Here is a 16,665-nt window from a genome sequence, read left to right on the forward strand (position 1 = left end):
CATCCTTTACAATACCCCGGCGGATACGCAAAGCCCTTGCGCCATCCCGCGGGCTGCGTCATGAAGTGGCCATGCACGAGCCACTGCCCCGCCTTCGCCGTTCCGTCCTCTACGTGCCCGCCAGCAACGAAAAGGCACTGAAGAAAAGTGCTGTCCTTGCCTGCGATGCCGTCGTCTTTGATCTGGAGGACGCGGTGGGGCCGGAGGAGAAGGCAGAAGCGCGCGAGCGCCTGCGCGGCTTTCTCGCCGGACCGGACCGGCCTGGATGCGAAGCCGTCATCCGTATCAATCCGCTTTCCAGCGAGTGGGGAACCGAGGACCTCCTGGCGGCCCGCGCCTGCAGGCCCGATGCCATCCTGTTGCCCAAGGTGGATGGCCCGCGCGACATCCTTGATGCCGTAGCAGCGCTCGACGAGACCGACGCGCCGCGCTCGATCCGTATCTGGGCGATGGTGGAGACGGCCCGGGCCGTGCTCAATATCGGAGCGATCGCGGAGCTTGGGCGCGATCCTGCGGCACGGCTTTCATGCCTCGTCGCCGGCACCAATGACATAGCAAAGGAGACGCGTGTCAGCGAACGGGCATATCTGCGCCCGTGGCTGATGCAGATTGTGCTTGCTGCCCGCGCCGGCAATCTGACGGCGCTTGACGGCGTATCGAACGATTTTCGCGATATGGAGGCTTTCGCACGGGAATGCACGGAAGGCCGCGCCATGGGTTTCGACGGCAAAACCGTTATCCATCCCGCACAGATCGAACCTGCCAATGAGACCTTCTCGCCAACGGCCGAGGAGATTGCGGACGCCGAAGCGGTTGTCGGGGAATTCGCAAAACCGGAAAATCGCTTTCGCGGCGTCGTCTCCATCAAAGGCCGGATGGTGGAAAGACTCCATCTCGAGCAGTCGGAGGCGCTGCTGAAGAAGGCGCGCACAATCAGGAAGAGAGGCGAATGAGGCTCTACCGTTTTCTGACCGGTCCTGATGATTCCAGCTTCTGCCATAAGGTCACGTCAGCGCTGAACAAGGGCTGGCTTCTGCACGGCTCGCCAACCTATGCCTATGATCCCGAAACCAAAATTATGCGGTGCGGCCAAGCCGTCTACAAGGAAGTCGACGGATTGGACTATTCTCCGGAGATGAAGCTCGGGGACTATTGAGCCGCATTCTTCTCGGTCTGCTTTCCCGACGGCGCTTCTGAACGCGCCGTCATCAGGTCCGCGAGTTCCACGAGACTGGACAGAAGAGCCAAGCGTTTCCCGGGCGAGAGTGCAGCAAAGCGTTGGGCGAATTCTGCGCCGAACACGCCCGGCGTATGGGAGATCAGCTCCTGCCCCTTGGGTGTAAGGCGTGTGAACACCACGCGCCGGTCGGTTCCGGACCTGTAACGTTGCACCATGCCGCGCTCTTCGAGATTGTCCAGGACCGTCACGACCGTCGCTGGGCTCAGATCCGCATGGTCGGCGAGTGCCCTTGTCGTCACCTCGCCCAATTCGGCCACCGCCATCAGAATGACGAGCTGCGGTCCGGTGAATCCGATTGAGCGCGCCAGCGCGCGGGACTGAAGATCATTGGCACGTACGATTCTGCGGATCGATTTCAGGAGAAGCCGCGTTTGCTCTGGCGAAACCGCTTCTTGCGGCGACATGTGGATTTTTTTTGCCATGATTGTTTGACTTCAAATCATTCGAACCCTAACTATAGGGCCGACACAGCCAGCCAACAAGAGACAGACACTGAAGAAAACGGAGGTAAACGCCCGCCGATGTGCGGCATTTGCGGTGAAGTGAGATTTGACGGCCAGGCGCCGTCCGTATCAGCCATATCCGGAATGATGGAAGCTCTCGCCCCAAGAGGGCCTGATGGCGCCGGCATCGTCTCCCACGGCAATGCCGGATTTGGCCACCGGCGCCTCAGGATCATCGACCTTTCGGAAAAAGCGCAGCAGCCCATGGTGGATTCGGCGCTGGGTCTGACCATCGCCTTCAACGGCTGCATCTACAATTATCCCGAATTGCGGCGTGAACTGCAGGCGAAAGGCTACGGCTTCTTCTCTCACGGCGACACGGAGGTCATTCTCAAAGCCTGGCACGCGTGGGGGGAGGCCTGCGTAGAGCGTTTCCACGGCATGTTCGCCTTCGTCATCCAGGAGCGGGATACGGGCCGCATCGTGATGGCGCGGGACCGTTTCGGCATCAAGCCGCTCTATTTGGCAGAGAAAGACGGTGTGCTTCGCTTCGCGTCGACCCTCCCGGCGCTCGTGAAGGCCGGTGACGTGGACGCGTCGATCGATCGTGTAGCGCTGCACCATTACATGACATTCCACGCAGTGGTCCCGCCACCACGCACGATTCTCAACGGCGTCCGCAAACTCCCGCCCGCCACCATCCGCATCATAGAGCCAGACGGCCGTTCGGCCGAGCGGCGATACTGGGATCCGCCCTACCGCCGCGACGCGGCGGATGCGTTGGTTTCGAGCGAAGAATGGCGCGACCGGGTACACGAGGCGCTGCGGATCGCCGTAAGGCGGCGCATGGTGGCAGACGTGCCTGTGGGCGTTCTGCTTTCAGGGGGCGTCGATTCGAGCCTCATTGTCGGCCTTCTGGCGGAAGCGGGGCAGACGAATCTCATGAGCTTTTCCGTCGGCTTCGAGGAAGCAAATGGAGAGAAAGGCGACGAGTTCGTCTATTCCGATCTCATCGCGAAGGAATTCGGCACCGAGCACCACAAGATCTTCGTCCCATCCGACCGTTTGATGGACGCCCTGCCGGGCACCTTTGCGGCCATGTCCGAGCCGATGGTCTCCTACGACAATGTCGGTTTCTATCTGCTGTCGCAGGAGGTTTCGAAGCACATCAAGGTCGTCCAGTCGGGCCAGGGAGCAGACGAAGTGTTCGGTGGCTATCACTGGTATCCACCGCTCGCGGGTTCCAGGAATGTGGCGGAGGACTATGCCCGCGTATTCTTTGACCGCTCGCACGAGGAACTGAAAGCGCAACTCAGCCCCGATTGGATCGATGGCGAGGATTTCAGCCGCGACTTGGTCGCCTCCGAGCTGGTGCGGTCGGGTGCGGATACGCCAGTCGACCAGGCGCTCAGGCTCGACACCAATGTCATGTTGGCCGACGATCCGGTCAAGCGGGTGGACAACATGACCATGGCCTGGGGACTGGAAGCGCGCGTGCCGTTCCTCGACCATGAACTCGCGGAACTTGCCGCTCGCATTCCTCCCGAGGAGAAGCTCAAAGCTGGCGGCAAAGGGGTGCTCAAGGACGTGGCCCGCCAGGTCGTGCCGCATGAGGTGATCGATCGGCCGAAGGGTTATTTCCCGGTTCCACAGCTCAAATATGTCGCCGGCCCTTATCTGGACATGGTGCGTGACGCCCTGACGTCGCAAGCGGCGCGAGAGCGTGGCCTTTTCCGCGAAGACTATCTGAACCGGCTATTCGCCGCGCCGGCAGACCACATCACGCCCTTGCGTGGTTCGGAGTTGTGGCAGGTTGGCCTCCTGGAACTCTGGCTTCAGACTCATGGGATATAGCAGATGACAAAACCTCTTGGCGCGGGCAGGAAAGGAAACACCGGCCGGAGCGACAAGGCCCTCGACCATCGTCTGCGAAGGCTACGCGCGCACACCAAGGCGCCCATCGAAATGGCCGGAGAAGCGGAGCCCATGCGCAGGTCCGTCGCGCTCGATTGCGGTTGGGGCCAGCTGATCTTCGCCCAGACATATCCGAACAACCAGGAGATCATCGAGGCGCTCCGCGAAGAGGCGGATAACCAGCGCGACATCGCCTTCTACGTGCGCGATCCGCATGTGCTTTTGAGGCTCGCGCCCGGCGAGGCTTTCCTTGATCCGTCCCATACCTACCGCCTCGACCTGTCCACGTATAGGGCGAGCAGGCGTCAGCCGAAGGGCTTCTTCATCCGGCGGCTTGCCTCCGAGGCCGACGCGAAGGCCGTCAATGCCATCTATGCCGCGCGGGGCATGGTGCCGGTCGCGCCCGATTTCTTCTGGTCGAAGCGGGACAGCCGCTCGCTGACCTATCTTGTTGCGGAGGAGGAGGTGACTGGCGATATCATCGGAACCGTAACGGGGGTGGATCACCATCGGCTGTTCAGTGACCCCGAGCGCGGCTCGTCCCTCTGGTGCCTTGCCGTCGACCCACAATCGCGCCATCCCGGGATCGGCGAAATGCTGGTGCGGCGCCTTGCCGAACACTTCCAGGCGCGCGGAGCGGCTTATCTCGACCTTTCCGTGCTGCACGACAACGACCAGGCCATCCGCCTATACGAGAAACTTGGCTTTCAGCGCGTGCCGATCTTCACGGTCAAGCGCAAGAACCCGATCAACGAGAAGCTCTTTTCAGCACCCATCGAACACTATGATGAACTCAATCCCTATGCCCGGATCATCGTGGACGAGGCGCGGCGGCGTGGGGTGCATATCGAAGTAACGGACGGCGCCGGCGGCTTCTTTCGCCTATCCCATGGCGGCCGCACCATCCACTGCCGGGAGAGCCTTTCAGAGCTTACATCGGGCGTGGCCGTCTCCATATGTGACGACAAAGCGGTGACCCGGCGCGTGGTCGAGAAGGCGGGGCTCGAAGTGCCCGAGCAAATCGTGGCAGGTGACGACGCCGAACTCGAAGATTTTCTGACGAAGCATGAGAAGCTTGTCGTGAAGCCGGCCCGGGGCGAACAGGGTCGAGGCGTTTCCGTCGGGCTTACAACGATGGAGGATGTGAGAAGCGCGTTGGAAAAGGCACGCGAGGTGAGCGACCGCGTGCTGATCGAGGCCTGCTTCGACGGCGAAGATCTCCGCCTCGTTGTCATAGGCGGCGAGGTGGTGGCCGCCGCGGTCCGCCGGCCGCCTTGTGTGGTCGGTGATGGACGAAAGACACTGAGGGAACTGATAGAGCAGCAGTCACGACGGCGGGCCGCAGCGACCGGGGGCGAAAGCGTCATTCCGATCGATGAGGAGACCATACGCTGCCTCGCCTCTACGGGCCACACCCTCGATACGGTTCCGGCAAAGGGCGAGGAGGTGTTGGTGCGCAAGGCTGCCAACCTGCACACCGGCGGGTCGATCCATGATGTAACGGAGATCGTTCATCCGGCGCTCGTCGACGCTGCCTGCCGAGCCGCGCGCGCCATCGATATCCCGGTCACGGGCATCGATCTCATGGTCAAGTCGCCGACCATGCCGGACTATGTCTTCATTGAAGCCAACGAGCGACCGGGGCTCGCCAATCACGAGCCGCAGCCAACCGCCCAACGTTTCGTGGATCTGCTGTTTCCGCAGTCGCGGCTCCAAGGCGCGCACTAATGGGGTTCGTCCTCTGCAATGTCGACCTGACTCTGCGCAGCAAGGAAATTGGCCACGTGCCGGAGCCCCTCAAAATGATCGCAGAAGACTTTGATAACGACCAGGAGAGGCACGGCTAGCAGAGCCCCTACGAGGCCCCAAAGCCACGACCAGAAAGCCACGGCGATAAAGATAGCGACCGCGTTGAGCTCAAGCCGCCTGCCGAGCACGACGGGCGTCAGGAACTGGCCCTCGATGATATTGCAGAGCACGACGTAAAGCGGCGGCAGAATTGCGTAGTAGAGATTGTCGAACGTGACCAAAGAAATAGCTGCGACGAGGGAGAAGGTGACCACCGCGCCCACATAGGGCAGGAAGTTGAGCAAGGCGGCGGCCACGCCCCATACCAGGGCGTTGGGAACACCGAGCCCCCACAGTCCGGCGCCCACAGCTACACCCAGCCCAGTGTTGATGAGCGCGATCGTCAGAAGATAACGAGACACCTCCCGCTCGACGTCGAACACGATTCGCAAGGCCCGTTTCTTGTCGCTTAGCCTGCCGAAGGACTGGATGATCTTTTCGTACAACAGCGTTCCCGACGCCAGCAGGAAAAGGGACAGTACGAGCGTTACGCCGACGGTGGTGGCGACGGATAGCAGATTGCCTGCCGCGCGCGAGATGATTCCGGGCTGGGCGATGACAACTCTTTGAACATCCGGCTCGCGGGCCGTGTCGGCTGCTTGCTGGATCTCCTCGGAAGCATCCATAACCTGTTCGAGCGGACGGCGGATCTGGCTCACACGCTCGCGCAGCTCGTTTCCAATGCGCGGAGCGTCGTTGATCATGTCGATGACTGGGCCGCTCATCGAATAGACGATGATGCCGATCACGCTCCAGGAAGCGAGGACAAGAAGCGTTGCGGAGACCGCTGCAGGTATGCCGCGTTTGCCTAGGAAGCGCACGATCGGGGTGAGTGTCATCGCCAGAAGAAAGGCGAGCATCACCGGCATGAAGAAGTCCCGAGCGAAATAGAGGCCTAGGACAAAGAGGATCAGGAAAATCCCGATGAGGAGATAACGGTTGCCGCGATACTCATCATAGGGATGTTGCTCGCCGTCCTGCTCCCGTGGCCTTTGTCCTCCCGACGGAGCGCCCGTCATTTGATCTCCTCCCAGACCCTGAGGCAATGCGCCGATTTCTGGGAACGCGAAATCTCATGCTCGGTTCCGGCCGGGCCCCGCTAAACGGCCCAGGTTCGCCAGTCGGGATTACTTTTGCTCGCGCTGACGCGCCTTGGCTCGCTCCGCATGCCATTCACGGTCGATAGAACCTTCTTCCGCCTTGTGGAAATATTGCGAACACACGAGCCAGCCTTTCAGCGGACGCAACAGCGCCATGCAGCACAGGATCGTCAGTGGCACCGTGGTGATGACATGCACCCACAAAGGCAGTCCGAAGCTGGTCTGAAACCAAACCCCGAAGGCAAGCGCCGGGACAGCCGCAAGGGTCATCGCGAAAAATGCAGGCCCATCCGCGGGATCGGCAAAGCCATAGTCGAGCCCGCAAACTTCGCACCGCTGCGCCAGTTGCAAATACCCACGAAAGAGGTGACCCTTCTGGCATCTCGGGCATCGGCCCATGATGCCCGTCAAGGCTGGAACTTCGGTTTCCTTGTATTCGCCAGTGCTCATGAGATCGTCTCCAGGCTGAACCGCCAGCTCAGCAATTCGTTCCAGGACCTGGAAAGCACAACCCGGCGATCTGACGCGTGTCGATCAGTCGCTATTTCGCCTATTGCTTGAGGCTGTTCCTCTGCCACATCAGCTATTGTTACCGGTACCGCATCGCGCCACGCTCGGCACTCACAGCCGATTCCGCCGCCAGCAATGTGGGCTTTCGGATGGCCTACGATCCTTGAAGCCTGCCTGCTCCGCCTTGACGCGTGGAGGCCAGCGCCATCAACCCTCGCGCTTCAGCTTCTGTATTTCTCGTTCGAGAAGGGGCTGATCGTCGCCGCAGCGTTCCCACAGATCGCGCGCCTGCTCCAGCGAGATGCCGTAACGTTCCGCCAAGTGCCGGATATCTGGGTTTTCGCCGCCCGATACCCGCGCGCGTTCCTCAGGACTGGTAAAGGTTTTGTCGTCACCCATAGCCGTCTCCTTTTTCGGCAAACTGCCGGAAATCGCGACGGTTCCGGATGACGGCAGTTAAACCAGAGAGCCTCGGATTCGATGTGATGCGGCAGCTACAGCTTCGGCCCGACACCGGAATCGGTTTCCGGAAGCCACTAATGCGTGGATTCAACAACTTACAGGCGTCCTTTTGTGCCGCACGGCGCTTAAAAAGGGGGCATCTGCTGGTAAGCTCGGCTTAGGAATGGCGGCTTACGCTCAGGGCTCTTTGATCCGCACGAGGAAGTGGTTCTATGTCGGACAGTCATCGATCTTCATCGATACCATTCGTTCTGGCCATAACAGGCCTGTTCTGTGCAGCTCCCGCATTCGCGCAGTCTCGAGAGGCTACGGAACAGGCCTTCGACGCGGTCGACCGCGTTCTTGCGCGCAAGGACCTCAACAATATCCCCGATTACAAGGATGACCGGAGCACGTCAGAGGCGCTGATCGAATCCTTCTACAATGCGATCAACAGAGGGGAGTTCTCGCGCGCTTTCAGCTACTATTCCGATGGCAACCAGCCGGATTTCGGAACTTGGGTTGGCGGTTATGAGAACACGAAGGCCATCAAGCTGGTGACAGGACCGGCCGAAGGAGACCCGGGCGCCGGAGTGCTTTATTGGCACCAGCCGGTCGCCATCGAGGCGGAAACCTATGATGGGAAGAAGGAGGTCTTCGGTGGCTGCTACGAGATTTCCATGGCAGCTCCGCTCAATCAGGAGGCGCCTCCTTTCCGCCCAATGTCGATCTCCAGCGGTTCGCTGAAGAAATCTACGAAGAAGCTCGAGGAGAGCGTACCGGAAAGCTGCATGCCGGACTGATGCCCGGCATTTGGTAAAGCTCGTTGCACGAGATGGTCAGTGCACGTCGGCGATCGCTTCACGGCAGGCCTGCGCGCAACTGAGGCAGACCTCGGCACAGATTCGGCAATGCTCGTGATGATCCGCATGCTTGCGGCACTCGTCCGCGCAGGTGCGGCAGGCCTGCTCGCAAACCTGGATCATTGCCCTCAGCACATCCGCATTCCGGCCCGTGCGGCGGGAGGCGAGCGCGCCGGTGGCCGTGCAGACATCCGCACAATCCAGGTCGAGCCGGATGCACTGCTTCAGCATGTCGACCGACGATTCGGCCAGGCAGGCATCCGCACATGCCGTGCAGGTCTGGGCGCAATTATAGCATTCCTCGATGCAACGCAGCAGCCTGTCGGCCATGCCGCCTTGGACGTCCGGATGGGCGCTGATCATTTCCTGAACATGCATTGGGTCTTCTCCTTGGTCCTTCCTGCGCCGTTTTCCAATCTCGCGCTTACGTCTTTGTTCCCGGCAAGCTTCAACCAAATGACCGCTTGCCAATCGGCGGAGGTCTGGGCTACCGCAGTAGATGCGGGGGCGGTCGCCTGTGGCGGCATTCCCTGCTATTGTCCTGATGATTGAGAGAGACAAGGACCGGGTAGCATTCGCACCGGCCTCGTAGACCAAGCGAGACAAAGGGAGGATTTCCCGTGAAACAGTTTGTTCTGGGAACCGTTATCGCCGGCGTGCTGGCTCTGCCCGCCTATGCCGCAGACTACAGGATCATGGCGCCGGCAGCGCCGGGCGGCGGCTGGGACCAGACAGCGCGCGCGATGCAGACGGCGCTGCAGGACGAAAAAATCTCAAACAGCGTGCAGGTGGTGAATGTGCCTGGCGCTGGCGGCACCATCGGCCTTGCTCAGTTCGTAAATCAAGCCAAGGGCGACCCCTCGCAGCTCATTGTCGGCGGCTATGTGATGGTCGGTGCTATCCTGACAAACAGTTCTCCGGTTACGCTTGAGCAGGTCACGCCCATTGCTCGCCTGACCGGTGAATATGAGGTGATCGTGGTGCCCGCCAATTCGGACATCCAGGACATGGCAGGCCTGGTGGAGAAGCTGAAGGCGGATCCGGGCGCCGTCTCCTGGGGCGGCGGCTCTGCCGGCGGCACCGATCATATCACCGCCGGCCTGGTCGCGAAGGCGATCGGCGTCGACCCCACCAAGGTCAATTACATTGCCTTCTCCGGCGGTGGCGAGGCCTTGGCCGCCATCCTCGGCGGGCAGGTCACGGTAGGAATTTCCGGCTATGGCGAGTTCGAATCGCAGATCCAGGCCGGCCAGTTGCGCCTGATCGGCGTCTCGAGCGAGGAGCGGGTGGAAGGCATCGACGCCCCCACCTTCAAGGAATCCGGCGTGGACGTTGCCATTCAGAACTGGCGCATGGTCGCAGCAGCTCCTGACCTGACGCAAGAGCAGACGGCTGCCATCACCGCCGATATCGAGAAGATGGTGAACTCGCCCAGCTGGCAGAAAATCCTCCAAGACAAGGGCTGGGCGAACACCTATCTGGCAGGCGACGCGTTCAAGGCGGAACTGCAGAAAGACATCGATTCCACCCAAGCAATCTTGAAAGAGATCGGCCTGGTAAAATGAGCCTGGGGCGCGGATCCGGCGCAGGGCGCCGCCCGGATTGGGCGGCGCTCGTCATTGCGGTGATGCTCGCCTTTGCGGCTGGTGTGATCGCGTGGAGCACTGGTGGCGGTGCCATTGGAGGCGGTTACGCGCGCATCGGCCCGACCACCTTCCCCTATGTCATAGCAACGGGGCTTTTCGTCCTCGCGATCTGGACGGCGATCGCCGCTTGGCGCGGCGACTTTCCGGAGCGTGAGCCACAGCAGCTGGGCCCGCTTGCCTGGATTGTCGGAGGCTTGGTGGCGCAGATGCTTCTTCTGAAGACCGCCGGGTTCTCGATCGCCACGGGCCTGCTCTTCGCGGCCACGGCGCGGGGACTGGGTCGCGGCCCGCTCTGGCTGACGGTGCCCGTCGGCATCGTGCTTGCCTTGGTGGTCTGGCTCATCTTCGCAAAGCTCCTGCAGCTGTCCCTTCCGGCGGGACCGCTCGAACGCCTGTTCTGACCTCGGACAAAAACCGATGGATACATTCGCCCTCCTCGCCCAGGGATTACTGACCGCCATTGAGCCGACCAATCTGCTCTATGCCCTTATTGGTGTGACGCTCGGCACGGCGGTCGGGGTTTTGCCGGGGATCGGCCCGGCGCTTACCGTCGCGCTGCTCCTTCCAGTCACCTATAAGCTCGACCCCGCCGGCTCGCTAATCATGTTCGCCGGCATCTACTATGGCGGCATGTACGGCGGATCCACCACCTCGATCCTGCTCAACACGCCTGGCGAAAGCGCTTCCATCGTCACCGCGCTGGAAGGCAACAAGATGGCGCGGGCCGGGCGCGGTGGACCCGCGCTTGCCACCGCTGCTATCGGCTCCTTCATCGCCGGCCTGATCGCCACGATCGGACTCGCCTTCGTGGCGCCATGGATCGTGAGCATCGCACTTTCTTTCGGGCCGGCTGAATATTTTGCCCTGATGGTGCTCGCCTTCATGACGGTCTCCGCGGCCTTCGGTGAATCGACGCTACGGGGACTGACCGCTCTCTTCATCGGCCTGACGCTCGGTCTGATCGGCATTGATCTGCAGACCGGGCAGGCACGTCTTGCCTTCGGCATCCCGGACCTGCTCGACGGCATTGAGGTGACGACCCTTGCCGTCGCCCTCTTCGCGGTGGGCGAGGCTCTGACCGTCGCCTCATCCCGGACCGCGGCCGGCCAAACCATCGTGCCGGTCAAGGGATCGGTGTGGATGAACCGCGAGGATTGGGCGCGCTCCTGGAAACCCTGGCTGCGTGGAACGGCCGTCGGCTTCCCGATTGGAGCCATGCCCGCCGGCGGCGCGGAGATCGGCACCTTCCTTTCCTATTCGATGGAAAAGCAGCTGGCCAAGAAGCCCGAGGAGTTCGGCCATGGAGCGATCGAGGGCGTTGCAGGACCAGAAGCCGCAAACAATGCCTCCGCTGCCGGAACCTTGGTGCCGCTGCTGACACTGGGGCTTCCCACCACGGCTACCGCCGCCATCATGCTTGCGGGATTCCAGCAATTCGGCTTGCAACCGGGCCCGCTGCTCTTCGCCAACAACCCGCAGCTCGTCTGGGGATTGATCGCCAGCTTGCTGGTCGCGAATTTCATGCTGCTTGTCCTGAACCTGCCGCTGATCGGTCTCTGGGTGCGGCTTCTCGCCATTCCCGCGCCCTGGCTCTATGCAGGCATTCTCGTATTCGCGACCTTGGGCACGATCGGGGCCAACCCCTCGCCCTTCGAGCTTGGCATGCTCCTGGTGTTCGGGCTGCTTGGCTATGTCCTCCGACGCTTCGGCTATCCGATCGCGCCGGTGGTGGTCGGGCTGATCCTCGGGCCGCTGGCCGAACAGCAATTGCGCCGGGCGCTCGCGATCAGCCAGGGCGACCCCTCGATCCTCGTCGGCTCGCCGATAGCCATCGTTTTGCTCCTCCTCGCGCTCGCAGCCGTGGTGATCCCGCTTATTCTCCGGGCGCGCGGCAAGGGCCAGGCACTCGCGCAGCTCGGCGCGAGCGAGGATTGAGGATGAGATCCTTGTTCGAGGAGATGGCCGGCGAAGCAAGCAGGCTTACCGCCTTTGCGGGCAACACGCTCGACCGGCGATCCGAGCAACGGCCGGAGGGATGTCTCGAGGAAGCGCTTGCCGACCCGCGCGCGGCTTTTTACGCGAGCGCGGAAGGCCGTCTGCTGATCAAGTTCGAAGCGGACAAGGCCCAGCCCCTCTTCACGTTGAGCGAGCTGCAGTCGCTCGAACCAGAACCCGCAGCGGCCATTCTCCTCGGCTATAGAAGAACGGGCGAGCCGCGCCTGATGATGCCGCTGAAGGCCACCGTTGAAGCAGTGCCGGCCGCGATCAAGGCGCTCGATTACCGCTCGGTCTACCAGCAGCATCTCCTCCCGCCCGAGGAGCTCGGCGAAGTGGCGCAAGGAGCGAGCCTGCTTGCCTGGAACCGATCCGCTCTTCATTGCGGCTTCTGCGGTGGCGAAACGGATGCCAAGGGCGGCGGGTACCGTCGCGCTTGCGCAAACTGCGCGAAGGAGTTCTTCCCGCGTACGGACCCCGTGGTCATCATGCTCACGGTAGACGAAAAGAGCGACCGGTGCCTGCTCGGACGCAGCCCCCATTTCCGGCCGGGCATGTTCTCCTGCCTTGCAGGCTTCCTGGAGCCGGGCGAGACGATCGAGGATGCGGTTCGCCGCGAGACCTTGGAGGAGTCGGGCATCAGGCTTGGTCGTGTGCGTTACCATGCAAGCCAGCCCTGGCCTTTTCCGCATACCCTGATGATCGGCTGCTACGGCGAAGCCCTTTCGGAGGAGATCCGGTTCGACAGTTCCGAGCTCGACGATTGCCGCTGGTTTTCGCGCTCGGAGATCCGCGAGATGCTTTCACGCCCCGCGGAGGAAGGCCCGTCTGTTCCGCCGGAAGGCAGCATCGCGCACCGCCTTATTTCGGATTGGGCAGGCGAGCGCCTTCACAGCGACGCGTTCGGCGCTTAGTTCTCAGCCATGGCTCAGAAAAAAGCGCATGAAGTCGACGGCTGGCTGGCACGGCCGGATCCAAATATAGCCGTGGTGCTCCTTTATGGCCCGGATCGCGGCCTCGTATCGGAGCGCGCACGGCTCTTCGCCCAGAAGAGCGGGTTGCCGCTCGATGATCCCTTCTCGGTGATCAAGATCGACGCAGCCGAAGCGGATCAGCCCGGGCGTCTGCTGGACGAGGCGCGCACTGTACCGATGTTTGCGGATCGCCGGCTGGTCTGGGTTCGCGGCGTCGGCAGCCAGAGCGCGATCACAGCCGACATTGCGGCGCTGGTGGAGGAGCCGCCGACGGACTCGCTGGTGCTGATCGAAGCGGGCGACCTGAAGAAAAATGCCGCCTTGCGCACCACGGTGGAGCGTGGTGGTCGGGCGATTGCCCTTCCATGCTACAGCGACGACGCGCGCAGCATCGATGCCGTGATCGATGACGTGCTCTCGAAGGCGAAACTGACGATCTCCCTCGACGCCCGGCATCTGCTCAAGTCCAATCTCGGCGGCGACCGGCTCGCCACCCGTGGCGAGCTCGAAAAGCTTTCGCTTTATTGCGCCGGCTCGGGCGAAGTGACCGCTGACGACATACGAGCGCTTATCGGCGATGTCTCCGGTATCAGCACGGACGAGGCGGTCGATGCCGTCATGACGGGCCGGATCGCCGATTTCGACAATCTGTTCTCCCGCCACCTGGCCGGCGGAAATCCAGCCTTCCTCATACTTTCCGCAGCCTTGCGGCACGTGCAGGCGCTCCAGCTCATGCGTGAGCAGGTGGAAGCACAGGGAAAGTCGCCAGCGGCTGCGGTGGCTTCCGCCCGCCCTCCCGTTTTCTTCGCTCGGCGTTCTGCTGTCGAGCAAACGGTCCAGCGCTGGAACCAAACGATGCTCCAGGGGGCGGCGGAGCGGCTGCAGGGAGCGATTCTCAAATCGCGGCAGCATCCGGCCGTGGCCGAGTCCATCAGCCGGCAGGCGCTTCTCGCTCTCGCAATCGAGGGCGCGCGTGCAAAGCGATGATCAGGCGAAGATCCTGCGTTCCTGCGCCACGATTTCGGCGATGAAGGCAGCGGCCACCTGAATCTGCCGGGTTAACCTCATGGATTCGTGATAGACGATCCAGTAGCTGCGATGGATCGGTCGAGCGAAAGGCACTGCGACCAGACCGTCCATGCCTCGTGCAATGAAGCTGTGCAGGATCCCGATTCCCGCACCGGCGCGTACTGCTTCCACTTGGCCCATGGCGGAGGAAACCGCGAACGCGGCATTCCAGTGTTCGGAAATTTCTGCCGCATAGTCGAGGGTCGGGCTGAAGACGAGATCCGGAACGTAACCAACGAGTCGATGCCGGCCCAGAGCCGCCGCGTCCTCTGGCAGGCCATGCTCGGCGACGTAAGCTCTCGAGGCGAAAAGTCCGAGCGAATAGTCGATCAGCTTGGCAGCAACAAGCCGCCCTTCCGTCGGCCGGTCGACCGTGATGGCGATGTCCGCCTCCCGCCGCGAGAGCGAAAGGGAACGCGGCACCGGCACGAGTTGGATCGACAGGCCCGGATGGCGCTCGTTCAGTCGCCACAGCCTGGGCGCGAGGAAAGCCACGCCGAAACCATCGGGCGCTCCTACGCGCACCGTCCCCGAAATGTCCTCTCCCTCACCGGCGATCTCGGCACGCGCGGAAATCACATCCGCTTCCATGCGTTCTGCCACCGCCAGCAGACGCTCGCCGGCGAGCGTCAATTCGCTGCCGGTGGTGAGCCTCCGGAAGAGCTTGGCGCCAGCCTCCTGTTCAAGAGAAGCAACGCGCCGGGAGACGGTGGCGTGGTTGAGGCCAAGCCGCTTGGCTGCGCCAAGTATCTGTCCGGCGCGCGCAACGGCGAGAAAAATACGGATATCGTCCCAGTTCATGGACAGCGCCTAAGTTATTTTGCGCACGCATCTTCGTAACAGTGCTTCAATTTTCGCACAACCGATTCGATTTTCCTCGCGTTGCAATCGCCCGTCCAAAGCGGGACAATCCCTCAACAGCCAATCTAGGGAGAGACTCTCATGGAGGAGATCGGTCATTTCATCGGCGGCAAGCGGGTTGCCGGTACGAGCGGCCGCTCGCAAAACGTGATGCAGCCCATGGACGGCTCGGTGCGCGCGAAGGTGGCGCTGGCCTCCGCAGCGGAAGTGCGGCAGGCAGTGGAGAACGCCAAGGCCGCGCAGCCCGCCTGGGGCGCCACCAACCCGCAGCGACGGGTTCGCGTTCTCATGAAATTCCTGGAGCTGGTGCACAAGGAATACGACTCGCTTGCCGAACTCCTTGCACGCGAGCACGGCAAAACCATTCTCGACGCCAAGGGCGACATCCAGCGCGGCCTCGAAGTCGTCGAAGTGTGCATCGGCGCACCGCATATGATGAAGGGTGAATATACCGAAGGTGCGGGGCCGGGCATCGATACCTATTCCATGCGCCAGCCCCTGGGCGTGGTGGCCGGGATTACGCCCTTCAACTTTCCCGCCATGATTCCGCTGTGGAAGATCGCCCCGGCGATCGCCTGCGGCAACGCCTTCATCCTGAAGCCCTCGGAGCGGGACCCGAGCGTGCCGATGCGTCTTGCAGAACTCTTTGTCGAAGCCGGCCTCCCCGAAGGCGTCCTCAATGTCGTCAACGGGGATAAGGAAGCCGTGGATGCCATCCTTGACGACCCGGACATCCAGGCGGTGGGCTTCGTCGGCTCGACCCCGATCGCCAAGTATATTTACAGCCGCGCGGCAGCGAGCGGTAAGCGCGCGCAATGCTTTGGGGGCGCGAAGAACCACCTGATCATCATGCCCGACGCCGACATGGATCAGACTGTCGATGCTCTGATCGGCTCAGGATATGGCTCGGCAGGCGAGCGCTGCATGGCAGTTTCCGTTGCCGTGCCGGTGGGCAAGGAAACGGCGGACCGGCTGGTCGAGCGCCTGATCCCCCGTGTTGAGAGCCTGAAGGTCGGACCGTCCACGGACGCCACTGCCGATTTCGGCCCGCTGGTCACGAAGGAAGCGCTGGAGCGCGTCAAGGGCTATGTCGATCTTGGAGTCCAGGAAGGCGCCAAGCTCGTGGTCGACGGCCGGAATTTCCGGATGCAGGGCTATGAGAACGGCTTCTATATGGGCGGCTGCCTGTTCGACGAGGTGACGCCGGACATGCGCATCTACAAGGAAGAGATCTTCGGCCCTGTTCTCTCTGTCGTGCGCGCCAACAGTTATGAGGAGGCGCTCCGCCTGCCCAACGATCACGAATATGGCAACGGCGTCGCGATCTTCACCCGCGACGGCGATGCCGCCCGCGATTTCGCCGCACGGGTCGATGTCGGTATGGTCGGCATCAACGTGCCGATCCCGGTGCCTATCGCCTACTATACCTTTGGCGGGTGGAAAGCGTCGGCATTCGGCGATCTCAACCAGCACGGTCCGGACGCCTTCCGCTTCTATACCAAGACGAAAACGGTCACCTCCCGCTGGCCTTCGGGCATCAAGGATGGTGCGGAGTTCGTCATTCCTACGATGCGCTAGGCAGCCGAAGAGGGTGCCTCGCCTGTTTGCCGTGCGGCGGGGCAGAGTTCGTCACCAGAACGATGCGCTAGGCACGCCCGGCGCGGCTTTTTCTGCACGTCCCCGGGGCCGGCTTGCCGCCTCCATGGGCGTGCAGCGGATTTCCAGGATGGCGCAAAGTTCGTCATTCCTATGATGCGCCAGG

The 16,665-nt window shown here is 62.2% G+C and carries 17 protein-coding genes; 11 read left to right on the plus strand and 6 right to left on the minus strand.

All coding sequences use genetic code 11. The features are described 5' to 3' along the window. The first annotated feature begins 71 nt into the window (after positions 1–71). The gene (locus tag CHEJ32_RS0109665) at positions 72–953 is read left to right on the plus strand and encodes a CoA ester lyase (RefSeq protein ID WP_028033697.1); all 882 of its coding nucleotides are present in this window, start codon (positions 72–74) and stop codon (positions 951–953) included. Further along, complete coding sequence (locus CHEJ32_RS0109670) at positions 950–1,156, plus strand: DUF1737 domain-containing protein (RefSeq protein WP_028033698.1); 207 nt, start codon at positions 950–952, stop codon at positions 1,154–1,156. The genes CHEJ32_RS0109665 and CHEJ32_RS0109670 overlap by 4 nt, the downstream gene beginning before the upstream one ends. On the opposite strand, the gene CHEJ32_RS0109675 is transcribed toward CHEJ32_RS0109670, so the two are convergent. Continuing rightward, positions 1,150–1,662 carry a MarR family winged helix-turn-helix transcriptional regulator gene (locus CHEJ32_RS0109675; protein WP_051469572.1) on the minus strand — a complete coding sequence of 171 codons (513 nt, stop codon included), beginning with the start codon at positions 1,660–1,662 and terminating at the stop codon, positions 1,150–1,152. The two genes, CHEJ32_RS0109670 and CHEJ32_RS0109675, sit on opposite strands and share 7 nt — an antisense overlap. A 99-nt stretch (positions 1,663–1,761) precedes the next feature. Here CHEJ32_RS0109675 and CHEJ32_RS0109680 point away from each other — a divergent pair, with 99 nt between their 5' ends. Both CHEJ32_RS0109680 and ngg read left to right on the plus strand, forming a co-directional pair. Beyond that, positions 1,762–3,537 (plus strand): N-acetylglutaminylglutamine amidotransferase, encoded by a 1,776-nt coding sequence (locus CHEJ32_RS0109680; RefSeq protein ID WP_028033700.1) that lies wholly within the window; start codon positions 1,762–1,764, stop codon positions 3,535–3,537. Positions 3,538–3,540: 3 nt separating this feature from the next. Further along, positions 3,541–5,325: an N-acetylglutaminylglutamine synthetase gene (ngg, locus tag CHEJ32_RS0109685; protein ID WP_028033701.1), complete on the plus strand. Its 1,785-nt coding sequence runs from the start codon at positions 3,541–3,543 to the stop codon at positions 5,323–5,325. On the opposite strand, the gene CHEJ32_RS24320 is transcribed toward ngg, so the two are convergent. The 3 genes from CHEJ32_RS24320 to CHEJ32_RS0109700 form a co-directional block, all read right to left on the minus strand. Further along, positions 5,322–6,464, minus strand: a complete 1,143-nt coding sequence (locus CHEJ32_RS24320; RefSeq protein WP_034658157.1) for an AI-2E family transporter — start codon at positions 6,462–6,464, stop codon at positions 5,322–5,324. The two genes, ngg and CHEJ32_RS24320, sit on opposite strands and share 4 nt — an antisense overlap. 108 nt (positions 6,465–6,572) lie before the next feature. After that, the gene (locus CHEJ32_RS0109695; protein ID WP_028033702.1) at positions 6,573–6,995 is read right to left on the minus strand and encodes a DUF983 domain-containing protein; all 423 of its coding nucleotides are present in this window, start codon (positions 6,993–6,995) and stop codon (positions 6,573–6,575) included. A 267-nt stretch (positions 6,996–7,262) separates the two neighbouring features. Next, positions 7,263–7,454 carry a hypothetical protein gene (locus tag CHEJ32_RS0109700; protein ID WP_028033703.1) on the minus strand — a complete coding sequence of 64 codons (192 nt, stop codon included), beginning with the start codon at positions 7,452–7,454 and terminating at the stop codon, positions 7,263–7,265. Between the two features lie 275 nt (positions 7,455–7,729). On the opposite strand from CHEJ32_RS0109700, the gene CHEJ32_RS24325 reads away from it, so the two are divergent. After that, entirely contained in the window at positions 7,730–8,299 is a 570-nt protein-coding gene (locus CHEJ32_RS24325) for a hypothetical protein (protein WP_051469573.1), read from the plus strand. A 36-nt stretch (positions 8,300–8,335) separates the two neighbouring features. Here CHEJ32_RS24325 and CHEJ32_RS26690 read toward each other — a convergent pair whose 3' ends face one another. Beyond that, complete coding sequence (locus tag CHEJ32_RS26690; RefSeq protein ID WP_084032747.1) at positions 8,336–8,737, minus strand: four-helix bundle copper-binding protein; 402 nt, start codon at positions 8,735–8,737, stop codon at positions 8,336–8,338. Between the two features lie 242 nt (positions 8,738–8,979). Between CHEJ32_RS26690 and CHEJ32_RS0109715 the strand changes: the two genes are divergently transcribed. From CHEJ32_RS0109715 to holA, 5 genes are read left to right on the plus strand one after another with little or no spacing between them, the layout of a single operon-like run. Further along, a complete protein-coding gene (locus tag CHEJ32_RS0109715; RefSeq protein WP_028033706.1) occupies positions 8,980–9,924 on the plus strand; it encodes a tripartite tricarboxylate transporter substrate binding protein in 945 nt (314 codons plus the stop codon). Then, positions 9,921–10,406, plus strand: coding sequence for a tripartite tricarboxylate transporter TctB family protein (locus tag CHEJ32_RS0109720; protein ID WP_028033707.1), 486 nt, complete (start codon positions 9,921–9,923; stop codon positions 10,404–10,406). The genes CHEJ32_RS0109715 and CHEJ32_RS0109720 overlap by 4 nt, the downstream gene beginning before the upstream one ends. A gap of 16 nt (positions 10,407–10,422) precedes the next feature. Beyond that, positions 10,423–11,940 carry a tripartite tricarboxylate transporter permease gene (locus CHEJ32_RS0109725; protein WP_028033708.1) on the plus strand — a complete coding sequence of 506 codons (1,518 nt, stop codon included), beginning with the start codon at positions 10,423–10,425 and terminating at the stop codon, positions 11,938–11,940. Between the two features lie 2 nt (positions 11,941–11,942). Next, the gene (nudC, locus tag CHEJ32_RS0109730; RefSeq protein ID WP_028033709.1) at positions 11,943–12,914 is read left to right on the plus strand and encodes an NAD(+) diphosphatase; all 972 of its coding nucleotides are present in this window, start codon (positions 11,943–11,945) and stop codon (positions 12,912–12,914) included. A gap of 9 nt (positions 12,915–12,923) precedes the next feature. Continuing rightward, positions 12,924–13,961: a DNA polymerase III subunit delta gene (holA, locus tag CHEJ32_RS0109735; RefSeq protein WP_028033710.1), complete on the plus strand. Its 1,038-nt coding sequence runs from the start codon at positions 12,924–12,926 to the stop codon at positions 13,959–13,961. On the opposite strand, the gene CHEJ32_RS0109740 is transcribed toward holA, so the two are convergent. Continuing rightward, complete coding sequence (locus tag CHEJ32_RS0109740) at positions 13,962–14,843, minus strand: LysR family transcriptional regulator (RefSeq protein WP_028033711.1); 882 nt, start codon at positions 14,841–14,843, stop codon at positions 13,962–13,964. A gap of 141 nt (positions 14,844–14,984) precedes the next feature. On the opposite strand from CHEJ32_RS0109740, the gene CHEJ32_RS0109745 reads away from it, so the two are divergent. Next, complete coding sequence (locus tag CHEJ32_RS0109745) at positions 14,985–16,481, plus strand: CoA-acylating methylmalonate-semialdehyde dehydrogenase (RefSeq protein ID WP_028033712.1); 1,497 nt, start codon at positions 14,985–14,987, stop codon at positions 16,479–16,481. The last annotated feature ends 184 nt before the right edge of the window (positions 16,482–16,665 follow it).

Origin of the sequence: Chelativorans sp. J32 (assembly GCF_000518985.1) — a bacterium.
In the GTDB taxonomy this organism is placed as follows: domain Bacteria; phylum Pseudomonadota; class Alphaproteobacteria; order Rhizobiales; family Rhizobiaceae; genus Chelativorans.